The organism is Planctopirus sp. SH287, from assembly GCF_056500625.1.
Window position 1 is genome coordinate 1,649,645 of sequence record NZ_CM151403.1, and the last position, 24,463, is coordinate 1,674,107.

Sequence of the window (24,463 nt, forward strand, 5' to 3'; positions counted from 1 at the left end):
GGACGGAACTCAGCACAATGGCAGGGAAACAAAAGCTCGAACTGACGTGGATCGGAAAAGAGAGCCGTCCACGTCTCGAACCACGAATTCTTCTGGAAGACCCGGAGAAGTCGTATCACGCTCCGCATCGAGTCAGCGACAACGACATCTTCGACAATCGTCTGATCTTCGGCGACAACCTGCTGGCGTTGAAGGCGTTGGAGCAGGAGTTTGCTGGGAAGATCAAGTGCATTTACATCGATCCACCGTACAACACTGGATCAGCGTTTCAGCACTATGACGATGGGGTAGAGCATTCGCTTTGGCTCTCTCTACTACGAGAACGCCTCGACATACTTTGGAGGCTTCTCACAAGCGATGGGTCGATTTGGATTTCGATCGACGACAGGGAAATGGCTTATCTCAAGGTTATGCTTGACGAACTGTTTGGGCGAAATAACTTCATTGCTTGTAACGTTTGGCAAAAGCGGTATTCGAGAGACAACAATTCAGCTATCGGTGACGTCCACGAATACATCTTGACGTATGCTCGTGACCCAGAACTGTTTAAGTCTACCCGCAATCTCGTCGAACTCGACGCAAAATCGAGGAAGCCGTATTCGAATCCTGACAATGACGCAAATGGTCCGTGGCAGTCAATTTCGTTCACCGGCGAAGGCTTTCGTCCAAATCAGATGTACGAAATCGTTGCCCCTAACGGCAACGTCCATATTCCGCCGGAAGGGCGGCATTGGGCTACGCTGGAACCTCAATGCAAGCAAATGATCGAAGAAGGACGGTTTTGGTTTGGAAAAGATGGGAACGGTGTCCCACGAGTCAAAAGATATTTATCGGAAGTCAATGGACTGGTTCCGTGGACATGGTGGCCACATGAAGATGTGGGACATACGGGCGAGTCGAAAAACGAAATCCACAAGCTATTTGGCAAAACGAACTCATTCCCGACTCCAAAACCGGAACGGCTGATTAAGCGAATTGTTGGAATTGCGAGCCAGCCGGGTGATTGGGTTCTCGACAGTTTTGCCGGTTCAGGAACGACTGGTGCAGTTGCACATAAGATGGGTCGTAAATGGATTATGGTGGAACTTGGTGACCATTGCCACACACATGTGTCGTCACGACTTAAGAAGGTAATAGACGGCGATGATGGCGGTGGCGTCACCGACTCTTGCAACTGGAATGGGGGAGGAGGTTTCCGTTACTATACACTCGCTCCATCGTTGCTTGAGCAAGACGATTTTGGGCAATGGGTCATCAATAAGAAGTATAACGCCGAGATGCTTGCTGAAGCGATGTGCAAGCTCGAAGGCTTCAATTACTCCCCAAGCACCGAGTTCTACTGGCAGCACGGTCATTCGACTGAGACCGACTTCATCTACGTGACGACACAGACCCTCACACGTGAGCAACTTCAGAAGCTCAGCGACGAAGTTGGCTCACATCGGTCACTCCTCATCTGTTGCGGTGCGTACAGGACAAAGAAGCTCGACGACTTCCCCAACCTGACGCTCAAGAAGATTCCCAGAGCCGTGATGCAGAAATGCGAATGGGGCAAGGATGACTACAGCCTCGAAATCAAGGCACTGCCAGACGCACGACCATCGGAGTCGGAACCGGTTGATGAGGTTCTCGCCGACCTGCCCAAGAACAAACGGAAAGCCCGAAAAATGCTTGAGAGTAGTCCCACGCTGTTCCCGATGGAGGACGCCCAATGAACCAGCACGTCAATTCCATCGCTCAGCGACTCAGCCTGCGAAAACCACAACGAGACTCGCTTGAGATACTCGCCCGCATTTGCGAGATCATCGACCTCGACAAGACCGTCAATGTGGCTCAGCAGCTTGCGATCATCAAGTCCGAATTCCCTACGGTCGAAGATTTCGAACGGGACTTCCCGTCACTCTGTTTCGCACTGGCAACCGGTGTCGGTAAGACTCGGCTGATGGGAGCGTTCATCGCTTACCTGCATCGAGCCGAAAAGGTGCAGCACTTTTTCGTGCTGGCACCGAACCTAACGATCTACCGTAAGCTGATCGCTGACTTCACCCCCAACACGGCGAAGTATGTCTTCCAAGGCATTCAGGAGTTCGCCCTGAAGCCGCCTCAGATCATCACAAGCGACAACTACGAAAGTGGTGTCGGCGTTCGTGCTGACGGCATGGATGTGCGTGGTCAACGAGTGATGTTCGACGACTCGCCAATCCACATCAACATCTTCAATATCTCAAAAATCAACTCGGAAGTCCGTGGCGGCAACTCTCCTCGCATCAAGCGACTGAACGAGTACATCGGCGACAGCTACTTCGACTACTTGGCTGGCTTGGAAGACTTGGTCCTGCTGATGGACGAGTCGCATCGCTACCGAGCCTCTGCCGGGGTCAAGGCGATCAACGAACTGAAGCCAATTCTCGGACTGGAACTGACCGCCACGCCGCAGGTTGAGAAAGGGAACAAGTCGGAAGCATTCAAGAACGCCATCTACAGCTATCCGCTCTCATCGGCACTGACAGACGGTTTCGTCAAGCAACCAGCCGTCGCCACACGAGAGAACTTCAATGCCAGCAGCTACGACGAAGATGGTCTGGAAACGCTGAAGCTCAAGGATGGCATCCGGGTTCATGAGGAGACCAAGGTTCAACTCGAAGTCTACTCACGTGAAAACAACCTCAAACGGGTCAAGCCATTCATGCTGGTGGTCGCCCGTGACACCGAACACGCCAACGCCCTGATGACGACCATCGAGTCGCCCGACTTCTTTGATGGCGACTACAAGGGGAAGGTCATCACGGTTCACTCCAAGCAAACCGGGGAGGAGAACGACGAAGTTGTCCAGCAGTTGTTGACGGTTGAAGACCCGAAGAACCCCGTCGAGATCGTCATCCACGTCAACATGCTCAAGGAAGGCTGGGACGTAACCAACCTCTACACCATCGTCCCCCTTCGCAAAGCCGATTCTCGCACGCTGGTCGAACAATCGATTGGACGTGGTTTGCGACTCCCCTACGGCAAACGCACCGGCAACGAAGCGGTGGATCGCCTGACCATCGTTGCTCACGACAAGTTTCAGGAGATCGTTGATGAAGCCAACCGTGGCGATTCGATCCTCGTGACAGGCGTCGTCATCGGGAAGGACATCCCTGAGAAGAAATCAAAGGTGGTTGAGGTCGTTCCTAAAGCGGTCCAGATCATCACAGGTCAGACTGGCACCGGTTCAGACACATCGAAGCAGAAACCGCTGTTCGACGACAAGCGAGAGGTCGAAGTCGCCAAGACCACGCTCGACATCATCAAGAAGGAATTCGAGCGGTTACCCCGATCCTCTGACCTGAACTCGCCTGCTGTGCGTGAGGAACTGGTCAAGAAGGTCAAGGAAGCGATTCGAGTTCCGCAAATGCAGCTTCCCGGCATGGAAGAGAAGCTCGACGACAAGCAGGTTGAAGAGGTCGTCAAGAAGACGACCGAAGTCTACGTGAAGATGTCCATCGACATTCCCCGCATCGTCGTCGTGCCGACCGGCGAAGTGACATGCGGCTACAAGGACTTCGACCTCGACACCAGCAGCATCAACCAAAAGCCCGTCGCCAACGACATCCTCATCCAGACGCTGCGTGAGAACAAGCAGTACCGTCTGGTCAGTCTCGCCACGAGCACCGAGGAACGCTTGGAGAACTACCTTGTCCGTGGTCTGATCGATTACGACGACATCAGCTACGACGAACACGCCGCCTTGCTCTACAAGTTGAGCGGGCAACTGATCGCCAAGCTCCGCACGTACCTCACCGAAGAGGGTGAGATTCGGAACGTCCTGCTGTACTGCAACGACCAGTACGTCCGCCTGATCCATGCCCAGATGCAGGAACATTTCGTCGAAGACGCCACCGAGTACGAGGTTCATATCAGCAAGGGATTCACCACCCTGACGCCGAGTGCCTTCAACGCCCCGGCAGATGAAGAGCCTCGCCCGTTCCGCACGCCGGTAGACGAGAAGAAGAACATCCGCTCGATGCTGTTCGGCGGCTTCGAGAAGTGCCTGTTCCCGGTCCAGAAGTTCGACTCGGACACTGAACGTCGTTTTGCAGTGATCCTTGAGAACGACAAGCCAGTTCTGAAATGGGTCAAACCCAACAAGAACACATTCCAGATTCACTACAGCGGTGACTCGAACTACGAACCCGACTTCGTTGCCGAGACCGAGCAAGCCTACTACCTCTGCGAACCGAAGGCAGAATCCGAGATGGACGACGACACCATCCAAGCCAAAGCCCGTGCCGCCGCCGAATGGTGCAAACACGCCACCACCGTCAGCAGCAAACCGTGGCACTACCTCCTGATCCCGCACAACGCCGTCGATGAATCAAAGTCCCTCGCAGGCTTGGCGGCACAGTTTGAAGTACCAGCGGAATAACTTGGTCAGTACGTTTAGAACAATAGGGCACAGTTACAATGAAACTCGTTGAAGTATCACTTCACAATTTTCGTGGAATCAAAGACGCCGTCATCGCTCTGAACGATTACACCTTGCTCGTCGGTCCAAACAACGCTGGAAAGAGCACGGTCATTGATGCCCTCCGAGCATTCTACGAGAAAGACAAATTTACCTTTAAGAAGGATGCTGACTTTCCATTTCTCAGCCCGGATGACACCGAATCGTGGATTGAGATTGAGTTTTCCCTGTCAGAAGGTGAAGTCGAAACACTCGCAGATGAGTATCTTCTTGGGAATCGCACACTTCGAGTACGAAAATTCTTCAAAGCCGACGAAGCAAAGAAGACCGGTTGCATATTTGGATATACTCCGTCTGGCTTGAGCGACAAACAGTTTTATGGTGAGAAGAATGTCCAACAGGGTAAGTTCGGTGAGGTAATCTATATCCCAGCGGTAAGCCGAGTGGATGATCATACCAAGCTCAGCGGACCATCAGCCCTACGGGATTTGCTTTCAAGTGTCCTCGAAGATGTCGTCGAAGACAGCGAGTCATTCAACGCATTGACCACTGCATTTGCATCATTTGCTGGCTCAGTTAAAGAAGAAAAGACAAAAGATGACCGCTCACTATCCGGCTTCGAGGTCGAATTCAGTCAATTGCTCTCTTCTTGGGGTGTGTCGTTCGGACTTCAAATGAAGTCCCCTTCCGTGTCTGATATCGTTAAGCAATTAGTTGACTATGAATGTCGAGATTCAAGTCACGACAGAGCGGTACGACCAGACCAATATGGCTCCGGGTTTCAACGCCATTTCATCTACTCACTAATCAGCATTAGCCCAAGATACCTGCTAAAGAAGAAGACAAAGAAGGCGAAAGACTTTTCACCAGATTTGACTTTGATCCTATTTGAGGAACCTGAAGCTTTTTTGCACCCTCCCCAGCAGGACGTGCTGGCGTCAAGCCTGCGTACTCTGTCCGATAACCAATACCGTCAGGTCATTTGCTCCACACATTCCTCTCATTTCGTTAGCCGTAACATGATGGAACTTCCTTCAATCGTTCGGATGAAGCGAACTGACGGTCACGTGCAAGCATTTCAGGTCAGGAAAGCCGATTGGGATAAGATTGTAGATGCGAATCAACAACTCAACGCAATCGCAGGCAAGTATCCGCAGCTAAAACAGAAGCTCGAAGCTGACGATTTTAAGCCTGAGATGGAGGGGGTTAAGTATTGCTTGTGGATGAACCCAGATCGAGCCAGTGCGTTCTTCTCAAATAATGTGCTTCTTGTTGAGGGTCCGACTGAACAAGCTCTTATTTCGAGGTTGATATTTGAGGGAAGAATTCAGCCACCTGCAAGTGGTCTCTATGTTCTCGATTGCATGGGCAAGTTCAACATACATCGCTTCATGAACATTCTGAGCCACCTTGGGACTTCACATGGAGTTCTCTATGACGATGACAACAACAAGACGTTCCACCCAGAAATTCATAAGCTGATTGCTGATAGTAGCCACTCACTATTTACCGTTCACGTTGAGCAGATCGCCAAAGACATCGAGGCTTTTTGGGGGGTAGTATGCCCCGGAAGTGATCACCGGAAACCACAGCACATGATGTTTCTTTACTCAACAGGGCAAATCGCCGAAGCGAAGATTCAGGAGTTGTGTGAATGCGTAGGCAAGTGTCTGAGTAAACTGAAATAGGAACGTGGATGCCATGAGTGAAACACTATTCAAAAAAGTCGATTACTCGATGTCGAAGCTGATGGACGACATCGAGATGGGCACCATCGGCTTGCCTGACATCCAGCGTCCATTTGTGTGGAAGAACTCGAAAATCCGAGACCTGTTCGACTCGATCTTTCGAGGGTATCCGGTGGGATACTTTCTCTTCTGGCAAAACGCCTACGATGGCTCACAGAAGCAGATCGGCTCAGAGTCCAAACAGAAGGTGCCGAACCTGCTGATCGTTGACGGTCAGCAGCGGCTCACGTCGCTCTACGCCGTCGTGAAGGGCATTTCAGTCGTTCGTGAGAACTACGAGAAGGAAACCATCGAGATCGCCTTCCACCCGCTCGACAGCACCTTCGAGGTCGCTGACGCCGCCATCCGAAAGAACGCCGAGTACATCCCGAACATTTCCGTGCTTTGGGCGAAGAACGCCGACCTGTTCGAAATTGTCGGAACTTACATCGAGAAGCTGCGGAAACATCGGGAAGCAAACGACAAGACGCTTGAACCAGAAGAGGTCAAGCGAATCCAGAGCAGCATTCAGAATGTTTCGAGCCTGCTGAGTTACCCATTCACTGCCTTGGAGTTGTCCTCCACCATCGACGAAGAGCAGGTTGCCGAGGTCTTCGTCCGTATCAACAGTAAGGGGAAAGTCCTCAATCAGTCGGACTTCATTCTGACGTTGATGTCCGTCTTCTGGGACGAGGGTCGCACCAAGCTCGAAGACTTTTGTCGGGATGCCCGAATACCTTCCAAGGGAAAGCCGAGTCCATTCAACTACTTCATCGAACCTGACCCATCGCAACTTCTGCGGGTCAGCATCGGCTATGGTTTCCGACGTGCTCGGCTCCAATACGGTTATTCGCTGTTGCGTGGTAAGGACTTGGAAACGGAACAGTACAGCGAGGAACGCCGAGATGAGCAGTTCGGCATTCTGAAGGAAGCTCAGGCGACCGTGCTGAACTTGCAGCACTGGCACGATTTCTTGAAGACGCTCCAAATGGCGGGCTTCCGAAGCTCGAAGATGATCAGTTCGCAAACTGCGATCATCTACTGCTACACGTTCTACCTGATCGGCAAGAAAGTGTTCGGCATCGACAGCTTTGCTCTTTCCACTCTGATGTCACGCTGGTTCTTCATGGTGTTGGTAACAGGTCGCTACACCGGCTCACCTGAGTCTGCGATGGAACGAGACCTTGCCGACATCCGTGACTTCACCACCGCCGATCAGTTCGTTCAGTGGATGGAAAAGACGATCTGCACCGAGTTCACCGACGACTTCTGGAACATCACGTTGCCGAACCGAATGGACACGTCGTCGGCGACGAGTCCTTACCAGTTCGCCTATTACGCTTCGTTGAACCTACTGCACGCCAAGGGGTTGTTCTCGAACAAGAAAATCACCGATCTGCTCGACCCTGCTCACAAAGCGAACAAGTCTGCGGTGGAGCGTCATCACCTCTTCCCGAAGAAGCACCTGAAGAAGCTGGGAATCACACAAACTCGCATCACCAACCAGATTGCCAACTACGCACTGGTTGAATGGGATGACAACATCGCCATTTCTGGCACGCCACCCGCCGACTACTTTCCCAAGTACGCCGAAAGGTTCACTGACGCAGAGATGTCTCGTATGCGTCATTGGCACGCACTTCCGATCAATTGGGAGAAGATGGAGTACGGCGAGTTTCTGGAAGCTCGTCGGAAGTTGATGGCGAAGATCATCCGTGAAGGCTTTGAACACATCGCTGAGGGAGCACAAGGTAAATCGCTGATCGAAGACGACAAGGTATCAGCCATCGATCTCGTGGCTCTTGGCGAGACAACCCGTTGCGAGTTCAAATCGACACTGCGGCTGAATCTGCACACGAACGAACACGACAAGAAAATGGAGCACGCCTGCCTCAAGACGATTGCGGCGTTCCTGAACTCTCACGGTGGATACTTGCTGGTCGGCGTCAACGATGACGGTGTTGCCCTTGGGCTTGAGAAGGACGGGTTCCCGAATGAAGACAAGATGAACCTGCATCTGGTCAACCTTTTGAAGCAGCGTCTCGGTGCCGAGCATCTCGTTCATGTCGAGCCACGCTTCGAGACATTTGCCGACAAGCGAGTTCTCGTCGTAAAGTGCCAGCCTTCAAACCTGCCCGTGTTCCTGAAAGACGGCAGCACCGAGCAGTTCTACGTTCGAACCGGTGCGGCGACCACGGAACTCAAACCAAGCGAGGTTCAGGGTTACCTGAAGCAGAGGTTTTGATGATTTCCCTCCAATTCATGAACCTTTCAGTCGTTGACTTTCCCGAACTTGTCGAGCAACCGTTCGACCTGAAGTCACCGTTCCGTTCGACGGCTCTGCATCTCGCCTATTGGAGAGATGTCGAGCACGCTCTGAGTGACTTTTGTGCGGCATTGACCATTCCGGTTCCAGCCGACGCCTGCCTCGTTTTCGAACATCGAGTCCCTCCCAGCAAAGGTATCGGAAACGATTCGCATACCGACCTTCTAATCCGGTCAGCGGAAGCCGTGATTGGCGTCGAAGCGAAATACACAGAATCAAAGTACGACCTTGTTTCCAAATGGTTGGGCGAACCAGCTTCCTCAAACAAGACTCTCGTTCTTGGAGGGTGGCTGGACATGATTGCGTCCGCCACGGGAAGGACGCTGGGCGTAGAAGTCGTGGGCAACTGCACGTACCAGCTACTCCATCGCACCGCTTCTGTATGCAGCGAAAACGCAGACCGAAGGGTGGTCGTTTATCACTGCTTTGATTGCGACGACGCCAAGCGAGAGTATTACCTCGGCATTCTTCGAATAATGTCTCATGCCCTCGGATCATGCAAAGACCTGCGGTTCTGTCTCATCACTTACCGCTTTCGTCCCACTGATCGCTATCGTGCTTTACAAGACATGTGGCATAGCGGCGTGCGGGACTTATCAAGAGATGTCCAAACACTGCTGAAGGCGGGCGAGGTTGGTACGTTCGACACACCGCTTGTCGAGTATGTGTAGTGGCTAATCTTCAAAGGAAATTGGACGAATGGAATCAGATGAAGCCATCTCGCTGATCAACCACCTCATCGACGATACCGAGAAGCTTCGTCGAGACCGTAACACCTTCGATGCGTGGCGGCGAAAGTGTCGTACCGCTTTGGATCGAATCTTCGGAGAAGACTCAAAACAGTCTGCCGATCTCGCCAAGGTGAGCTTTCGATTCAACGGGATTCGAAACATCAGTGACAATCGTCCTCTGATCGAAGCCTACGACCGGGGCGTTGAAAAGTCGAAAGAGGTTCTCCGAACATTCATCTGGGAAATCGAACAATTCGGTGTTCCTGCCGTCCAACACGCAGACGATCCACAACGGGCATTCAAGGCGGTCCAGTCACTCTGCCTTCGATTTCATGGTGTCGTCAGGCAGCTTCGCACGAGACACGATGAGCGTCCAACGTTCGATGTGGAGGACGAGTACGACGTGCAAGACCTTCTGCACGCACTCCTGCGGCTGCATTTTGATGACATCCGACCAGAGGAATGGACACCCAGCTACGCTGGGAAATCGACCCGAATGGATTTTTTGCTGAAGAAGGAGAAGGTCGTCATCGAGGTCAAGAAAACTCGGAAAGGGTTGGATGCGAAGCGTCTCGGTGAGGAACTGATCATCGACATGGCACACTACCGCAACCATTCCGACTGCCACACGCTGATCTGCTTCGTCTACGATCCCGAAAACCGAATCGCCAACCCAGCCGGGCTGGAAGCCGATCTCTCCCGTGACGATCCCGATCTGACCGTGCGAGTCATCATTTCACCGAAGGACTGATTGCTCCGAAGATCGAACTGCCGATCACGTCTTCGCCGGTCGAAACTCGAACGTCGCCTCCACGCTGCCGTGGTCGGGCGGGCATCGTCGGGCGATGATCACGTTATCGACCTCAAGTCAAGCGTGCTCGAACTGTCTTTTGAAGAAGATGCCTTCGACATAGGTCGCAAGAGCGGGCATTACAACACTTATAACTCACTCGTTGCCCCTGCCTTGAGCGGAAGCGAATAATGGTCATCCGTCTTGCCCTTCCACGTCCCATCAGGTTGCAGAATGTACTCCCTGATAGCGGTCGTAACAGGGTGCATGAACCGTCCCTGAAATTCGCACGTCGTCGTCTCCAAGCGATAGCACGCACCAGCGGTCAGCGACAACAGATCATCTTCTTCGGTGACTGCGAGCAGGTCATCCAGTGTGGCGTCAGGATCGCACCACGCTGGATGGGTGCCCGAATGCTCGAATGCGAAGCCATCCCCGGACGGCGGATCGGGACGAAGATGCCAGTTGTATCTGGTCGATTTGCTCGATGTCGCCTTACTCATCATGCGTGCTCCCAACTGATGTCGGCAGCGTACACATCTCCGGTCGCTTGGTCTCCCATTGTCCATCAGGTGTCAGGACGTACTCCTTCATTTTGACGGTGACGGGTTGCCAGCCCCGCCCTCGACGCCGGTACGTCGTTTCTTCGAGGCGATAGGTCGCTCCGGCAGGAAGCGTCTGTCGCCTGCCTTCTTCGGTCACTGCCAGCAGGTCGTCCACAGTAGAACTCGGGTCGTGCCATGCCGGGTGCATCCCCGAATGGTCGAACGTGATACTGCCATCTGCGGTCGGTGGCTTGGAGCGAAGATACCAGTTGTTTGCCGTCTTATTTGCACTCATTGTAAATCCCTTTCCTTGAGTCGTTAGGATACGAGCAACATATCGCAAATCCACGAAAAGGTCAAAAAGCGGTTTCATTACCGTTTCTGACTTTCGGTTCTAAAGTTCAGAATCGCTCGATACGAGAGAGTCATCCGTGGCCGCCGAATGCCAATCCTTCATCTCAGTTCATTTCCTCGGTCCGCACGGCTCATTTCCCGTCTTCTTGGAAAACGTGAAGATTCGTAAGTGTTTGACCCCTTCAAGAGGCATTCTCATTTCACGTTCAGCTTGGGGCTTACCCTGAACCTGCCGAACTCCTGCATGAATAGCTGTCGCACGAACTTGGCATCACGCCTCTTTGTCAGAACGGAGTCGTGGATCGTGAGGATGAACGCTGTGGGTCGCTCTTCGATAAACCGCTTAACCACTCGGTCAATTACGAGGTCTGACTCAACCTGTTGCATCCACCCTGCCAGTCGGCTTTTGTCCTTGTGCTTAGCGTCCATCACCAGTTCATAGATCGAGGGGAACTCTTGTTTGAAGACCCTTGCCAGTGGATTGCCCATGTGCTTCTTTATGGCGAACATCACATGGCTAAACACCTTCTGCTTGAACTTGTTCCTCGTGGCATTGTCTGTCAGGTCTTCACCTGCCTTTTCTGCGAGATACTCATAGAGTTGTCCTTGTTCACAAAGCACGAGGTATTTCATCGCATCGTTATTAACGATGTCCAAAGGTGGACACCGTAAAGGAATTCCCTTTCCCTTTCCTTCTTTTTGTTTCTTTGAGGAGGAAAGAGAGGAACGCATAGAGATGAGAATTTCGAGATTGTCTTCTTTAAGACGCAAAACCTCAGACAAAGAATCAGATGAGTGGATGTCTCCAAATGAACGACCATTTTTGAGCCAAATGAAGTAAGTCAGCCCGCAGAACAAGGGTTGGCTGTTTGAAATGTCCAGTTCAACAAGCGGCTCACCGTCAACCCGCAGGAATTGACGAAGCTCACGCTTGAGACAACTGACGTTGTGATGCACACGACCCTGACGATCAGCTACAAAGTACCAATCCTCTTCATGCAATCGTTCTAGACAACTCAGGGTGTCAGCGTGTCCTTCGTCGTTCAGGGGCAAGCCCGCCAACAGCGTGCGGGCATCCTCGAATTCGACTCGTACCCTCCACAACTGCTCCCGCAGGTGCTTGCGGGTCGGACATGTGATTTCCCTGTCTGTGTCCGAACGCCATTTTTGTAACGCCCGGACGAGATAAGCGTCTTTCGGGAAGTACCGCCGACAACTTTGTGTCCGATAGTCGCCAGCCAACCGAAACTTGTAGGAGTGCTTCCCTTGGATCGCCTTACGCTCAACCTCAATGACGCCACCAGCTTCGAGATCGGCGATGATGCCACGGTAATGCTTTTTCGTCATGAACTTCCGCAGGTATGCAGCCTTCAACCGCACGCCATCTTGTCGATTTCGATGATTGAAGATGGTCTGGGTATGAATCATGTGCAGCAGGTATCTTGCTCGATCTCCACAATGTCGGCGACTTCGATCAAGGTATTGTTCAGGCTCAAAGTGTTCGGGGACGTAGAGGGCAGGCAACGGCGTGACCGACTTCTTCTTCGGCTTGGGCGGTGTTGGCTCGCCCTCGAACAACACGAACCCATCGGTTTCGATTTTTTCGGGACGAGAATCGGATTTGAAGACTCTATCTATGGCAAGGGACATGGGAAGGTTCCTTTCTTTGAATGCAAAACTCCGGCGACCAAGGTGAATGCGGTCGCCGGGGTCTTGGTTTGTTGATCACATTGTCGTTTCGAGAATCTTGTCGAGCATTCCGGCTCGATGAGCGATGTTCATCACCCTCTGAACGACTCTTGCGTTGGCTTCGCCAGTTACAACAATTGCAACTGCGTCGTCCTTTCCGATGATTTGCCACTGGTCACAATCCGCTTCTTTGAGCGAAAACGGTCCAGCAATCTCAGGCGGTTCAATCAAATCAGTCGGTGCCGGAGATGCGAGTTCCAATCCAGCATCTTCGAGAATCATGACCGTCCGTTCGACGTGCCAGAGCTTGGTGTAAGTTCCATGCCGCTCGTAGTTGTAATCAGTAAGGCGTTGGCTCTCGGCTTGCCATGTTGGGTTCCCCCATCGATCTCTCAAGCCAAGCTCTTTCAGGCGTGAACCAACGACACGTCCGCTCACGCCAAACAAGCGACCGAGTTCGTTCATATCCATGTAATCACGACGGTATTTCATTCTCCTCCCTCCTCGGCGTTGTCGCCGTTCTTGATGCTCACGCCGAAGTAGTCAGCGATCCGTTGCAGGTCTTCCTCTGTGAAGACCCTTTTGTTTGCGACCCTGAGCTTCGGCTCAGGGATCGACCCATTTGCGATGGCATAGTCGATTCGATGTCTCGCAACACCAACGACCTTGCTCACGCCGGAAAGTCCTAATAGCTGCTGCATTGGCAACCTCCTTTTGCAGGTATCTATGCAGGAGCGATTCGATTTCCTCGTGGTAATCAGAAGAATCCGGTCGCCACAACAATCGGACGATTTGACGTGCGAGCGTGTGAGACGGTGCCGACTATTAGCCGCCGCCAATCCCGCTCAAGGACAGGTAAGTGCCACAGCAGCAAGGAGTTGCGTGGAACCTGTCGAGGCGGCTGATAACGGCTATAGACCGCTGTCGTTTGATTGTGAACGCCATGTGCTTCTTCAAGGACGGTTATCAACGCCTCGCCATTTTCCGTCAGCCGTCTGCAACCTTCAGGCGGCGTCGATCTCGTCATTCTCAACTCGTCGTCCAAGCTTTCGGATTCTCTTATGAGGCTCCCGTTGAATCAGCAGTGATTCGGCTGTTGTTTTGAGACGAGCCGTAGCGAGGTCGTGGTATTCACGGAAGATTTCAAAACCCAAGTATCGGCGTCCATTGAGAAACGCCATCTTCGCAGTTGTGCCAGCACCACTCATCGGATCGAGTATTAAGTCACCCTCATTCGACCACGACACGATCAGATCACGAGCCAGTTCCTCGTGCATCAGGGCTGGGTGCTGTCGAGCTTCCGGGTCACGGGTAGTGTGAACGCCGGGATTCAATCGCCAGACTGGTCCTCTGACACGCATCTCCTTGATTTCGACGGTCGCCTGATGACGGATCGAGCCATCTGTGCGGCGTTGGTAGAACCCCGTTTTCTTTCCGGCGTGCTTGTTCGGAACATCGCAGATGGGATTGAACGTGCGAGGCTTCCCTTTGCTCAGAACAAAGACGTATTGCAGCGAAGCACCGTACCGATTTTGGCGGCTGATGTGTCCGCCCACCGTCTCGACGATCATCGTGTGATGCAGCCGGAAGCCAAGATCACGGAAGTAGAGTCGCTGTTCGCTGCTGGTTCCCGACTCGGAACCGTTGCTGATCCCCTCTTGAACATGCCAGCACACGACGCCTCCCTCGGCAGTCACTCGCCACAGTTCCCGTGCCATTGGCTTAAAGTAGAAGGGATGCCCGCCGAACTCACGGATTCCGTCGTATGGCGGTGATGTGACGGTCAGGGGAATGGTGTGGTCGGGAAGCAATCGCATCCCGGCAATGCCGCACCCGTGGTAGAGCCTGTTGTGAAATGCGATCATGATTGGTCTCCTTGAATCAGGTGTGAAATCGAGTGAATGAAGGTGGCGAGCAACTACGCAGCCGCATGAGCCTTGGCAACAGCCGCTTCTATCCGTGCGACGGCGAGATCGTGGTACTCACGATTGATCTCGAAGCCGACGTAACATCGGTTCGACAGCAGTGCCATTTTCGCCGTGGTCGCTGCACCGCTCATCGGATCGAGAACGAGGTCACCCTCGTTCGACCACGACAGGATCAAGTCTCTGGCGAGAGCTTCCGGCATGAGAGCCGGATGTCGTTCCCGTCGAAGTATCTTGTCCGCAGCATTGTGCGAACCTGTCGAATACTTCCAGATTTCGCCGCACTTCCGAAACGGTGCAGTTCTTTTTGTGCTTTGGCGGATTACCGATCCCGACTCATCAAGCTCCTTATAGGTTTGCGTGCGACCGGCTGACTGGTTCGGTTCCTTCTTGACGGCATGGAAAGTCCGAGGCTTTCCCTTGCTCAAGATGAACACGTATTGCGGGCTGACGCCGTACCGATTGGCGTGCTGGTTGATGCGTCCTCCATCCACGATCAGCGTTTGGTGCAGGTGAAATCCAAGGTCACGAAAAAAGAGCTTTTGTTCGCACGACTCACAGGATTCAGTTCCTTTGTCTATCTGGTCTTGGACATGCCAGCACACCACGCCCCCCGGCATGATCACTCGCCACAAGTCACGAGCCATCGGACTGAAATAAAATGGGTGACCGCCGTAGTCTCGAATCGAGCCATACGGCGGCGACGTGACGACGAGCGGAATCGAATCGGCTTCCAGCATTCGCATTCCGGCGATGCCGCATCCGTGGAAGAGTTTGTTGCAAAAGTTGTAACTTGCTGGCATGAGTTCTCCTTTCAGTTGATAAACGAAAAAGGCGGCTGTCACCCAATGAAGGGCAACAGCCGCCTTTGAAACGGAACAAATCGTGATGCCGGATCAGGCTGCGAGGCTCACTGCTCCCAGCTTGGAGCGGATTCCTTCGAGCAGTTCGGCGATCCGTTCGATCTCTTCCTCCAACGGTTCGAGTTCGTCGAAGCCGTCGTCGATGGCGTTTGCCACGGAACGGAGTTCCTGTGCGGCACGACGCAGGCAGGGAAGAGGATCGGCTTCGGTTGGCGGAACCGTGATCGGCTCGATGTGATGTGCCGAATCCATGTCCACTTCGCCGACCAATTCCGAGTCGCCTTCGTCTGTGATTGTGTCGGTCTTCTCTGGCTGGTTGGCGAAACGGTCAATCTGTGACAAGGCGACCGGCACACCGCTCTCGATCACCTTCGTCCACAGTTCGATCTGCTTCGCAGGGTCGTCATTGGCGAGATCGTGGATTCGGTGAGCTTGCCCGGCGTTCTTCGGACAGGGCAAACCGGCGTCCATGAGAGTCTTCGCCACGTCTGCCGCACGGATCAGCCGGTAGATCGTGTGCTTCTTGAGTGCGAAGCGATCCATTGCGTAGTCGATGAACTTCCCTTCGTGCAACTTGTCATCCTGAATCTTCCGAAGTGCGAATCCGATCTCGACATAACTGCTCAGTCCGTTGTCGATGATCTGCTCTTGCTTCTTGGCTTCTTCGATTTGTTCGTCGGTCAAGGAAGCGGTTTGCGTGTTCTCGGTCATGTCTGGTCTCCTTGTTACTGAGGTTTGAAAGACGGTGTAGTCACCGTTGATGTCGTTTCGTTTGGGTCCGTTGGGCACGAAAAAAGCCGCCTGAGAAAACTCAGGCGGCTTCGGAAGTTGTCAGATTGTCGATTGGGGCTTACCGAGGGCTTCCCAGCGTCAGTTTGGGCTGTTCGGTTGTCCTTGTCGCCGTTCTGAGGCGATGTTGAGCAAGTCGGACGGCATCCCGATCACAATCGCCGCCGACGAATTCCCTTCCGTGGTTCATGCAACAAACGGCAGTCGAACCCGAAGCTGCACATGGATCGCAGATGAGGTCGCCCGGATCGCTGAATGACAGCAGCCAGTGTTCGACATCTGCCAATGGCTTTTGCCACTCGTGGAAGTCTTGTTCAGCCGCCGAATTGTGAAATGCGTTGTACCAGCGAGTGGTGCGAGTCCATTTCCCTTTCGAGAAGACCAGCACTGGCGTCGTCTGGGTGACGCATTGGAGAGGCTGGATTACTGGTCCATCTCCAAGCCATGACGAGAACGCAGTCGCTCGGTATTCGAGATGTCGAGTGAATGCCTTGATCGCATCGGCGACCTGAATGACGCCGACGTAGACGGCAAAGACGCCGCCGTCCTTGAGGACACGGGCGACGAATGCTCCGAGATCGTCGAACTGTTTCGTGAATTCTCGGTTGTAAGGAACGTCGGTTAGTACGAGGTCTACGCTGCCCGGCTCAATGCGAGCAACTTGTTCGAGGTCACGAAAATCCGAGTGGTAAAGCCGGATCGGGGCGTGGTCGTCTGGCTGTTGGTATCGCCCTCTTGCCTGATCGAGACGCTGCCGTTTCTTCGCTTCCCGTTCGAGTTGTTTCAGCGTGACCGCCTTGCGTGGTGCGTGGTTCCCCAACGTGGCAAGGGCGGTTCTGGCACGATCCGCTTGCTTCGCCCGTTCGGTGTAGAGGCGTGTGGCAGGATACCTTCTGCCGTCCTTCGCACGGTACGAATCGCATTGAGGAATTTCCCCAATGCTCAGAAGCTCCTGTCGCACGGACTCGACTGTCTTGTTCGTGGTTCCCACGATTTCGGCGAGCCAGCGATTCGAGATGTCGGGGGTGCGGCGAAGTTCTGTGGCGATGATCGCTCGCATCTGCTTCCGAGTGATCTTCCGCCGCACCAGATTTAAAACGAGAGCGTGATCTCGCTTCTGCTCATCAGTCAGTCCTCCCAGCGTGATCGTCGGCACATCCCTGATCTTGAGTTCCCGACAAGCTCGGTCTCGATGATGCCCGTCGATGATCGTGCCGTGTTCGTCTCGCACGACGGGCACGATGACGCCGTGCTGCCGAATCGACTCCTTCAGTGCCTCGAATTCCCAACTCGGCAGGTCGGGCATCAACTGAAATGGAGTTGCAGAAGTTGTAACTCGACCCATGAGGAAGTTCCTTTTTGGGGCGATTTTACTTCAGCAGATTCAGTCGGTCCAGACCGATGGTCGCTCGCCATGCTGTCAGTCGGCACCATCACTCGGCTCCCCAGACTTACCGGCTTCAAAGGTGCGATAAACTGTCATCACGCTGACGCCAACTTCCTTTGCGATCTCCCGAACGGAAAGCCCTCGCTCCCGAAGCTCAATCATCTGGTCTCGTTTTCCAAGAGAGACATACGCCTGCATTGGGACAACGGTAGGATCGGGGACGGCAGCGAAAACTGGCACAAAGACCTTTCCAAGCTCTGATTGTGCCTCAAACACCTTTTCCCACGGAGCATTGCTGTAACGGCGAAGGTTCTTGTCGGATGAATGGTGCTTGTGAGTTGCATGAACGGAAGCGATCTCCTCGCCGCCGATCTTGCGGATTTCGTTCACCGAAGTATCCCGCAACGTGTTGAAACCTACCTTTGGGAATTCGGGAATGTCCTCTCGAATGCGGACGATCAGTCGATCCCAATAGTTTGGAATGTCCCGTGCTCGGTTGCCGCCAGCGGTTTTTCGCCAGAACGGGACACCAGACCGCTTTAGGAGCAGAAACTCTTGGGATTGTTCATTCTTGAATTCCTCCCTGCGATCCAGTGCCCAACGAAGCAAGACGCAGGTGTGGTTCCAGAGGCGATGCTGACCGAAGACCTTCTTCTTGCGACGAATGCGACCGATCTGCGGCGGGTCTTCGTCCAACATGATTTCATCGAGTTTCAGTCGTCCCGTCTGATCGACGCCGTAGGCACAGTTCAGTCCGAGGATGATGAAGAGCCGGTCGAGCGGAGAGGCGTACCGGTACAGAGTCCGGCAATGCTCGACCGAGAACGTGAAAATCTCACGTGCTTCCGCCGCAATGTCGGATTCGAGTTCGATTGGCTGTCGTTTGATCCGTGCGAACTTGTGGGGCATCAGCCATTCAAAATCGTCGCTCAGGTCAAGCCATTCGAGAAACCGCTTCAGTTCGCCGAGGTAGTTCTTGCACGTCTTCGCTTTCAGAGGCGAGCCGGTTCGCTTGCTCACAGGACGCCTGCGGAGCGTCCCAAAAAGGTCATCAACGCCCTGATACCCAAGCTCGGACAATGGGACATCTGGCAGGAATTCCCTCAACGAGACGACCTGCTTGATCTTGGTCATGCCGTTGTCATTGACGTGCTGCTCCTCAATGTCGAAGTAGTCCTTCTTGATCCATTCGATGTAGGAGTCCATCGCCTGATGCAGGGTTCCGGTCGAAGCGACTCCCACGTTACCGGTGAGTCCGTACATTTCCTTGACGCTGGCGATTGCGTCTTCAGCGTAGTCGGTGATCTTTTCCTGCCCGTCCTCGTAGGCGTCATCATCGCCAGCTACGAATTTGACCGAGGGGTACTTCAGCGACAGGATATTCAAACGCTGGGCGTAGTCGTCTGGCTCTTCGCCAGCCAGACGCTCGACGAGGAACTGAAGCTCACCCTTGCCGAGGGTTTTGGCGATTTCGAAGGTGAACTCGTCCCAGAGCGGGTCTTTCGACTTCTTCTCGATGTCTTCCCAGAACTGTTCCAAGCGAGCCAGCCGACGCTCGGCATCCTTCAGCGAGTCGCCAAGGCAAATTTTCGCCTGCGACCGCTTGCCGCCCTTGGTCAGCTTCCAGCCGATGTTGACCCAGATTTGTCCGTTCTGATCCGGGGTGAGACTCTTCTTCCGCATGACCCGCCACCGCAAAACCGAGGTTGGAGTTGGTTTCTGATGGCGGCGGCTTGTTGGTCCCAAAGAGCGGTTTCAGATCGGACTCGACTCCTTATCAGAAAAAATCCTCGCCCTTATCAGAAAAGCGGGCGATTTCGCAAAGCCTTGCGGAAGCTGGATTTGGCGTAACCACCAATAGAAAAAGGCACTTACGACGAATCGTAAGTGCCTTTGAGTGGAGGCGGGGGGAATTGAACCCCCGTCCTGTGATGCCGCGGGAACAGCCTCTACGTGTGTAGTCCGTTGATCAATCTCACACCTCAAAGCTCGCCGGACAAGGCTTCTCTGGTGCCAGCGTCCCACAAGTCTTGCCGCGAGCGTAGGTCGCATTGACCCGCAGCCAGCCCGTATTTACGAACGACTTTTGAACGCCACAGGCGGGGCTTTCTCAGTCGCGGTTACCTATTTCTAGGCAGCCAGAGCGTAGTTGCCAGTGTTGGCAGTTGTTGTTTGATCAGATTATTTACGTGGCCTTCTGATCAACCACGACACGCCACCATTCCGTATAACGATCCAGTCGATTCCGATCGCCCCCGGTTCGGTCACAGTCCGGCGAAATCCCATCGCTCATTGGCATTTCGCAAGTGCTGCATCCGTAAGATTATCCGTTGTCCCCAGCAAGTCAATGGCTGTGGAGGACTCTGGAACGTTGGAATACGGACAGAGTCCATTTCTTGCAAACTTAATTCCCCATTCTATCGGGGAAAGGCGCAATCAGGTTTGGGGATTCCAATGCGCAGAACGAGCCAATATAGGGACATTTCGATACCTGTTGATCCGGGAGATTTTTTCTGAATCTCAGCAGGACTGTTCAGGTGAAGAACGCTATTTTATGGGCGATTCAAAATCGGTGGCCAAAATTGTTCCGATTCTGAAGTGTGCTGCGCTGCGTTGTTTTTCCCTCAACCCACTGTATGCCCTGATACTCCGGAGAATATCAAGACGATGGATCTGTCCGATTACCCTTATACCGGCTATGTGATTGCAGGCATTATCGGTTTCTTTTTTCTTCGGTTGGGTGTGGGCGTGTGGGCAGCCGCACGGGTTAACAACGCCACCGACTTTGTCGTGGCGGGGCGAGGGCTGGGGCTTTACATGACGGCCTCGTCGATTATGGCGACATGGTTTGCCGCTGAAACGCTGATGGGGGCGAGTGCCAATGCTTATGAATATGGGTTTCAGGGGGTGATTTTTGATCCCTTTGGCGCTGTGCTTTGCCTGGTGGTTTCCGGTTTCTTTTTCATCCGTCTGATGCGGCGCGCCCGATACCTGACGGTGATGGATTTTTTCGAGAAGCGGTTCGGGACGGAAGTGAGTCTGCTGGGGTCTGTGGTGCAGATTATCGCTTATCTTGCCTGGACGGCGGCGCAGTTCGTGGCGGGTGGGGTGGTCGTGCACTCACTGCTGGGCTGGGATCTGTGGGTGGGTGTGGTGCTGATTGGCGTCGTTGTGACTGTCTACACGACATTTGGCGGGATGCTGGCGGATACGCTGCTGGATTCGATTCAGATGGTCTTTACTGCCGGCGGGATTACGGCGGTGTTCGTCTGCGTCCTCTATGCGGTGGGTGGTTTTGAGGGACTGTTCAACCATGCGGGAACACGAGAAGTTCCCGAGCCGTTTGCACTGTTCCCATTACAGAACGATTTTGGTTATCTCGGATACAACGGCTTTATGGGCTGGTCTTACTGGGTTTCTCAATGGATCACGATCGGGTTGGGAAGTGTTGCTACACAGGATCTAATGCAGCGTTCGATGTCGGCCCGGAACGAAGCCACTTCGGTGTATGGAAGCTATGTGGCCGCCCTGCTCTATCTTGTCTTCGGGATCATGTCGCCGCTGATTGGAATTATGGTTTATAAGCTAAATCCGAATATTCCCGATGCCCATGTGGAAAGCCTGCTGGTGATGGTGTCGGTGCAATATCTGCCGGTGTGGCTGAATGTGCTGTTCATCTCTGCCTTGACGTCGGCGATGATGAGTACCTCGGACAGTGCGATTCTGGCTGGTGCTTCGGTCTTCACTGAAAACATTCTGCCATCGTTCAAGAAAGAAACGAACGATGTAGAAAAGTTGTGGTGGACGCGATTGATGGTGCTGATTATCGGTACGACATGTATTGGTATCGCATTACTGATTGGCGAAACCTATCAGCTGGCGATGCTGGCCTGGTCGGTCTTGCTGGTGGGCCTGTTTGCGCCGTTTGCGTTCGGTATGTACTGGAAGAAAGCGAATCGCTGTGGGGCCATGGCGGCTTGCATTGTGGGCTTTGTGATCTGGGCTGGGGAATCGATTTACTTCTACCCAGCGACCTATGCTGCCAATGTGGGTGAAGATGGCGTTCTGGTGTGGGACGAGTTTCTGGATGCGGTGTGGGATGCTGTGTATGTCAGCACGCCACCGGCCTTTTTTATCTCGATCATCGTGATGTATGTGGTCTCGCTGTTGACCTGGAAGTGGGATAAACCGTTGCCGCTGACGGATGTTGACGGCAATCCTCTGCCATTGACTAACCGGATTGGCTGGATGTCAATCACACGTCTGTTCCGCGACGACGAGCCTAATGCGCCAGAGGTCTCGGATGTTCCTGAAGGGACGACATCTTCGCCGGATCAGGCGGAACCAATCCCGGCGTTTGAATAAATTTGATCTGCGATGCGACCGGGCGAGTGTGCAAAAAATGTCTGACCGTTGAAAGACGTTGCGAGATGTTCAATGTGTGATTGTGATGATAGCTGGGTAGCCCCGGTTGAAATTCTGATTTCTACCGGGGTGGCGAAGCCACAAGAGAGTGTGTATCACCCCGCCTCACTGAGTTTAACTTGAGATCCCTAATGATTTTACAAGAGTGATTTCTGGCAACAAACCTCTTCTGCCTACGGCACACAGGTAGGTCGCCGACGACCAACCTGTGCCACCCAACAAGCCAATCCCGGCGTTTGAATAAGTCTCAGTGATTATTGCCGAACATCTTGGGCTGGCCCCGATCTGGGGAACAATTCCCGTTGATGGGCGTGATTGGTGAGGAAGTAAGAAGTAAATGGTTTGGTCTGCCGTCAGGATTCCATACTTTCACAGCTGATAGAGGTTGCTTGAAGACAGGCTGGCTGTGTGCTGAAAGCACAGGAAGCAAATTATCGACAAACTCGGTATACACAGTGGCACAAGTTAAGTGTCGTTTACCGACCTGTGGATGAAGGCCCTGAAAATCTTCAGCAAGCCTATTTGAATATGTCAATTTCTTGTCGCTCCGCTACCCAAGGAGATTGAGAACCGCCAACGTGGGTCACACCGCGAGGGAATTATAGCTCCTCGCCAACAATCACCCGTGCCCAAACTCGGCCATAGAGTTTGACGATTCCATCATCCAGATCCAATTGCAGCTTGAGCGAATTGCCCTCAGGCTTCACTTGAAAATGAAAACGCCGTTCTGATTTTTTCAAGGCGATTGCCGCTTCTTCTTGAGTGAGCTTGGCGTGTGGAAGATTACCCAACTCAATCGCAGTCCAGCGTGAGATATCGCCGGTAACGAAAATCGGTGCTCGCTTGGCAATACTGGTTTCTGTTGGCGGTTCTGCTGCTGCCTCAACGATTTTTCGCAGGGCGGCAATGGACTGCCCAGAGCTGGCTGCTGCAAACCAGATCGCGTCAGCCGTTACCATTAAGGAGAATTCGCCGCCATCTTTCCCCAAGAGGCTTTCAGTACCAAGGTCTTTTCCAAAGGACAGCCGGTGTACTGGAAGATCCAGAATTCGCGAGACATCAAGTTCCCATTTCTGCAATCGCTTATCCTCTGGCTGGCGGTCCTTGATCATCTTCACGAGTTGCATGAACGCCAACGGAAAGTCTTCGCCACCCGGCAGACGGAGACCACCCATCACCTGATAATTCTCAGGATGATCTCCCTCCATTTGCAGAAAGGCATCAAACACGCCAGATTCACTCCAGCGGCATATCGCGGCAAGGACTGGTTCAAAGGTGTTGGCATCCCCAGGTGCTTGTCCCGGTCTTCGCTCCGCGACATATCGATGAATCTCTCGCTGGAGAAAATTTTCAGCGGCATTCCAAGTGTGATTAAGTAGCTGTTGCTGATCAGTTCCAAGGCGAGTTGAAATACCGAGCGTTAGTGAAGAGTCATTCTTTAGCACTTGGCCAAATTGGCGATGCTGCCCGGGGAATGCATGAAACGCTTTCATGAGCTTGCTATCAGGGGTCGCGATCATCTCCAGCTCAAGCCTGGCTTTGAGCGTCTCGCAATCAAGCTTTACCCCCAAAGTAACTTCTTCCGTGTCACTGAGAATACATTCACACTGCTTCAGCAGACTGTCGCCGGCCAGACGGCGAAGTTTATAGTCCGTCTCATCTTCACCATCCCGCTGTTGCAGATAGGCACGCGCAGTCCCCTTGAAAAGTTCGATGGCTGCGGTCTTCAATTCAGGTGGGACATTTCTCGGGAATGCACTCACGCTGATGTCGTAGCGATCAACGTAGGGCTTTGTTAGTTCCAATGGCTCAGGGAAGTTATAGTTCGCGTGAGCTTCCTTGAGCACAATAATGACATACTCCTGCCGTTCAATGACATATAATCCGTCAATGTCGTTGTCTGATGAGAATAATCGTGCGTAGTATTTCTGGCTCCCTCCTTCGGGAGTTTTTTCGATCTTAAAATCCCCTAATGGAATTATCGCCTTGAGAAATTCTTCGACACTGTGCACGGGAAGGCATATGGCATCCCACATGGGGGCTGTCACCGTGTCGCCCAGATAGTACATGTACCCTATCGGTTTTGAGTGCTCAAATGGTTTGAGTTCTTTGGGATCCCCATTGCCAATGAATCGTTGATTGAAATTTGTAATCGCGTCGAGCCGTTCGCACTTTGTGAACAGGGACATCGAGCTCTTTTTTACGCGATCAATACTCGCGAATTGATAAAGGATGAGTGGCAAATCGACCTTGGGCTTTTCATTCGCATCAGCATCCTGTGCCACAACCGGAGCGGCTCCACCGACCAGCCACCAACAAGTCAGCAGAACGGAAGTCAGCACAGCGAAATAGCCGCCACCATTGAAAAGACAACGCCGCCCGACCAGCCATGAAGCGGGAGTGATCGTCACATAAACAAAAACCGGCATGTCAACACTTTCAGCAACAAACACACCCAAGCAGCCACT

Annotated in this window: 19 protein-coding genes and 1 other RNA gene; 7 read left to right on the forward strand and 13 right to left on the reverse strand. The window is 53.1% G+C overall.

Going from position 1 to position 24,463, the window contains the following annotated elements:
• Positions 1-17 precede the first annotated feature (17 nt).
• From SH287x_RS06295 to SH287x_RS06320, 6 genes are read left to right on the forward strand one after another with little or no spacing between them, the layout of a single operon-like run.
• Positions 18-1,715, forward strand: a complete 1,698-nt coding sequence (locus tag SH287x_RS06295) for a site-specific DNA-methyltransferase (protein WP_479517721.1) — start codon at positions 18-20, stop codon at positions 1,713-1,715.
• A complete protein-coding gene (locus SH287x_RS06300) occupies positions 1,712-4,405 on the forward strand; it encodes a DEAD/DEAH box helicase (RefSeq protein ID WP_479517722.1) in 2,694 nt (897 codons plus the stop codon). Before SH287x_RS06295 ends, SH287x_RS06300 begins: the two co-directional genes overlap by 4 nt.
• A 38-nt stretch (positions 4,406-4,443) precedes the next feature.
• The gene (locus tag SH287x_RS06305) at positions 4,444-6,132 is read left to right on the forward strand and encodes an ATP-dependent nuclease (protein ID WP_479517723.1); all 1,689 of its coding nucleotides are present in this window, start codon (positions 4,444-4,446) and stop codon (positions 6,130-6,132) included.
• Between the two features lie 13 nt (positions 6,133-6,145).
• Positions 6,146-8,416 carry a GmrSD restriction endonuclease domain-containing protein gene (locus SH287x_RS06310; RefSeq protein WP_479517724.1) on the forward strand — a complete coding sequence of 757 codons (2,271 nt, stop codon included), beginning with the start codon at positions 6,146-6,148 and terminating at the stop codon, positions 8,414-8,416.
• Complete coding sequence (locus SH287x_RS06315; protein WP_479517725.1) at positions 8,416-9,168, forward strand: DUF6946 family protein; 753 nt, start codon at positions 8,416-8,418, stop codon at positions 9,166-9,168. The genes SH287x_RS06310 and SH287x_RS06315 overlap by 1 nt, the downstream gene beginning before the upstream one ends.
• Before the next feature lie 28 nt (positions 9,169-9,196).
• Positions 9,197-9,979, forward strand: coding sequence for a PD-(D/E)XK nuclease domain-containing protein (locus SH287x_RS06320; protein WP_479517726.1), 783 nt, complete (start codon positions 9,197-9,199; stop codon positions 9,977-9,979).
• A gap of 188 nt (positions 9,980-10,167) precedes the next feature.
• Here SH287x_RS06320 and SH287x_RS06325 read toward each other — a convergent pair whose 3' ends face one another.
• The 12 genes from SH287x_RS06325 to ssrA form a co-directional block, all read right to left on the reverse strand.
• Positions 10,168-10,524 carry a hypothetical protein gene (locus tag SH287x_RS06325; RefSeq protein WP_479517727.1) on the reverse strand — a complete coding sequence of 119 codons (357 nt, stop codon included), beginning with the start codon at positions 10,522-10,524 and terminating at the stop codon, positions 10,168-10,170.
• Complete coding sequence (locus SH287x_RS06330) at positions 10,514-10,858, reverse strand: hypothetical protein (protein ID WP_479517728.1); 345 nt, start codon at positions 10,856-10,858, stop codon at positions 10,514-10,516. Before SH287x_RS06330 ends, SH287x_RS06325 begins: the two co-directional genes overlap by 11 nt.
• 254 nt (positions 10,859-11,112) lie before the next feature.
• Positions 11,113-12,567: a hypothetical protein gene (locus tag SH287x_RS06335; RefSeq protein WP_479517729.1), complete on the reverse strand. Its 1,455-nt coding sequence runs from the start codon at positions 12,565-12,567 to the stop codon at positions 11,113-11,115.
• Between the two features lie 75 nt (positions 12,568-12,642).
• Positions 12,643-13,098 carry a hypothetical protein gene (locus tag SH287x_RS06340; RefSeq protein WP_479517730.1) on the reverse strand — a complete coding sequence of 152 codons (456 nt, stop codon included), beginning with the start codon at positions 13,096-13,098 and terminating at the stop codon, positions 12,643-12,645.
• The gene (locus SH287x_RS06345; RefSeq protein ID WP_479517731.1) at positions 13,095-13,307 is read right to left on the reverse strand and encodes a hypothetical protein; all 213 of its coding nucleotides are present in this window, start codon (positions 13,305-13,307) and stop codon (positions 13,095-13,097) included. Before SH287x_RS06345 ends, SH287x_RS06340 begins: the two co-directional genes overlap by 4 nt.
• A gap of 56 nt (positions 13,308-13,363) precedes the next feature.
• Positions 13,364-13,633: a hypothetical protein gene (locus SH287x_RS06350; RefSeq protein ID WP_479517732.1), complete on the reverse strand. Its 270-nt coding sequence runs from the start codon at positions 13,631-13,633 to the stop codon at positions 13,364-13,366.
• On the reverse strand, positions 13,611-14,471 hold the full coding sequence (locus SH287x_RS06355; protein WP_479517734.1) for a DNA-methyltransferase: 861 nt from the start codon (positions 14,469-14,471) through the stop codon (positions 13,611-13,613). Before SH287x_RS06355 ends, SH287x_RS06350 begins: the two co-directional genes overlap by 23 nt.
• Before the next feature lie 53 nt (positions 14,472-14,524).
• On the reverse strand, positions 14,525-15,334 hold the full coding sequence (locus SH287x_RS06360) for a DNA-methyltransferase (protein WP_479517735.1): 810 nt from the start codon (positions 15,332-15,334) through the stop codon (positions 14,525-14,527).
• 93 nt (positions 15,335-15,427) lie between these two features.
• Positions 15,428-16,105, reverse strand: a complete 678-nt coding sequence (locus SH287x_RS06365) for a hypothetical protein (RefSeq protein ID WP_479517737.1) — start codon at positions 16,103-16,105, stop codon at positions 15,428-15,430.
• Positions 16,106-16,244: 139 nt separating this feature from the next.
• Positions 16,245-17,528, reverse strand: a complete 1,284-nt coding sequence (locus SH287x_RS06370; RefSeq protein ID WP_479517738.1) for a DNA methyltransferase — start codon at positions 17,526-17,528, stop codon at positions 16,245-16,247.
• Between the two features lie 75 nt (positions 17,529-17,603).
• Positions 17,604-19,253, reverse strand: coding sequence for a helix-turn-helix domain-containing protein (locus SH287x_RS06375; protein ID WP_479517739.1), 1,650 nt, complete (start codon positions 19,251-19,253; stop codon positions 17,604-17,606).
• Between the two features lie 212 nt (positions 19,254-19,465).
• Positions 19,466-19,827: a transfer-messenger RNA gene (gene ssrA / locus SH287x_RS06380) on the reverse strand.
• Positions 19,828-20,237: 410 nt separating this feature from the next.
• Here ssrA and SH287x_RS06385 point away from each other — a divergent pair.
• Positions 20,238-21,935 (forward strand): high affinity choline transporter 1, encoded by a 1,698-nt coding sequence (locus SH287x_RS06385; RefSeq protein ID WP_479517741.1) that lies wholly within the window; start codon positions 20,238-20,240, stop codon positions 21,933-21,935.
• Positions 21,936-22,594: 659 nt separating this feature from the next.
• Here the strand turns inward: SH287x_RS06385 and SH287x_RS06390 are convergent.
• The gene (locus SH287x_RS06390) at positions 22,595-24,424 is read right to left on the reverse strand and encodes a hypothetical protein (protein WP_479517742.1); all 1,830 of its coding nucleotides are present in this window, start codon (positions 24,422-24,424) and stop codon (positions 22,595-22,597) included.
• Positions 24,425-24,463 lie beyond the last annotated feature (39 nt).

Coding starts and splice junctions, on each gene's coding strand:
- SH287x_RS06325 (WP_479517727.1), bottom strand. CDS start 10,524: ATGATGAGTAAGGCGACATCGAGCAAATCGACCAGATACAACTGGCAT.
- SH287x_RS06295 (WP_479517721.1), top strand. CDS start 18: ATGGCAGGGAAACAAAAGCTCGAACTGACGTGGATCGGAAAAGAGAGC.
- SH287x_RS06375 (WP_479517739.1), bottom strand. CDS start 19,253: ATGCGGAAGAAGAGTCTCACCCCGGATCAGAACGGACAAATCTGGGTC.
- SH287x_RS06330 (WP_479517728.1), bottom strand. CDS start 10,858: ATGAGTGCAAATAAGACGGCAAACAACTGGTATCTTCGCTCCAAGCCA.
- SH287x_RS06310 (WP_479517724.1), top strand. CDS start 6,146: ATGAGTGAAACACTATTCAAAAAAGTCGATTACTCGATGTCGAAGCTG.
- SH287x_RS06300 (WP_479517722.1), top strand. CDS start 1,712: ATGAACCAGCACGTCAATTCCATCGCTCAGCGACTCAGCCTGCGAAAA.
- SH287x_RS06320 (WP_479517726.1), top strand. CDS start 9,197: ATGGAATCAGATGAAGCCATCTCGCTGATCAACCACCTCATCGACGAT.
- SH287x_RS06355 (WP_479517734.1), bottom strand. CDS start 14,471: ATGATCGCATTTCACAACAGGCTCTACCACGGGTGCGGCATTGCCGGG.
- SH287x_RS06360 (WP_479517735.1), bottom strand. CDS start 15,334: ATGCCAGCAAGTTACAACTTTTGCAACAAACTCTTCCACGGATGCGGC.
- SH287x_RS06340 (WP_479517730.1), bottom strand. CDS start 13,098: ATGAAATACCGTCGTGATTACATGGATATGAACGAACTCGGTCGCTTG.
- SH287x_RS06305 (WP_479517723.1), top strand. CDS start 4,444: ATGAAACTCGTTGAAGTATCACTTCACAATTTTCGTGGAATCAAAGAC.
- SH287x_RS06345 (WP_479517731.1), bottom strand. CDS start 13,307: ATGCAGCAGCTATTAGGACTTTCCGGCGTGAGCAAGGTCGTTGGTGTT.
- SH287x_RS06335 (WP_479517729.1), bottom strand. CDS start 12,567: ATGTCCCTTGCCATAGATAGAGTCTTCAAATCCGATTCTCGTCCCGAA.
- SH287x_RS06350 (WP_479517732.1), bottom strand. CDS start 13,633: ATGACGAGATCGACGCCGCCTGAAGGTTGCAGACGGCTGACGGAAAAT.
- SH287x_RS06370 (WP_479517738.1), bottom strand. CDS start 17,528: ATGGGTCGAGTTACAACTTCTGCAACTCCATTTCAGTTGATGCCCGAC.
- SH287x_RS06390 (WP_479517742.1), bottom strand. CDS start 24,424: ATGCCGGTTTTTGTTTATGTGACGATCACTCCCGCTTCATGGCTGGTC.
- SH287x_RS06365 (WP_479517737.1), bottom strand. CDS start 16,105: ATGACCGAGAACACGCAAACCGCTTCCTTGACCGACGAACAAATCGAA.
- SH287x_RS06315 (WP_479517725.1), top strand. CDS start 8,416: ATGATTTCCCTCCAATTCATGAACCTTTCAGTCGTTGACTTTCCCGAA.
- SH287x_RS06385 (WP_479517741.1), top strand. CDS start 20,238: ATGGATCTGTCCGATTACCCTTATACCGGCTATGTGATTGCAGGCATT.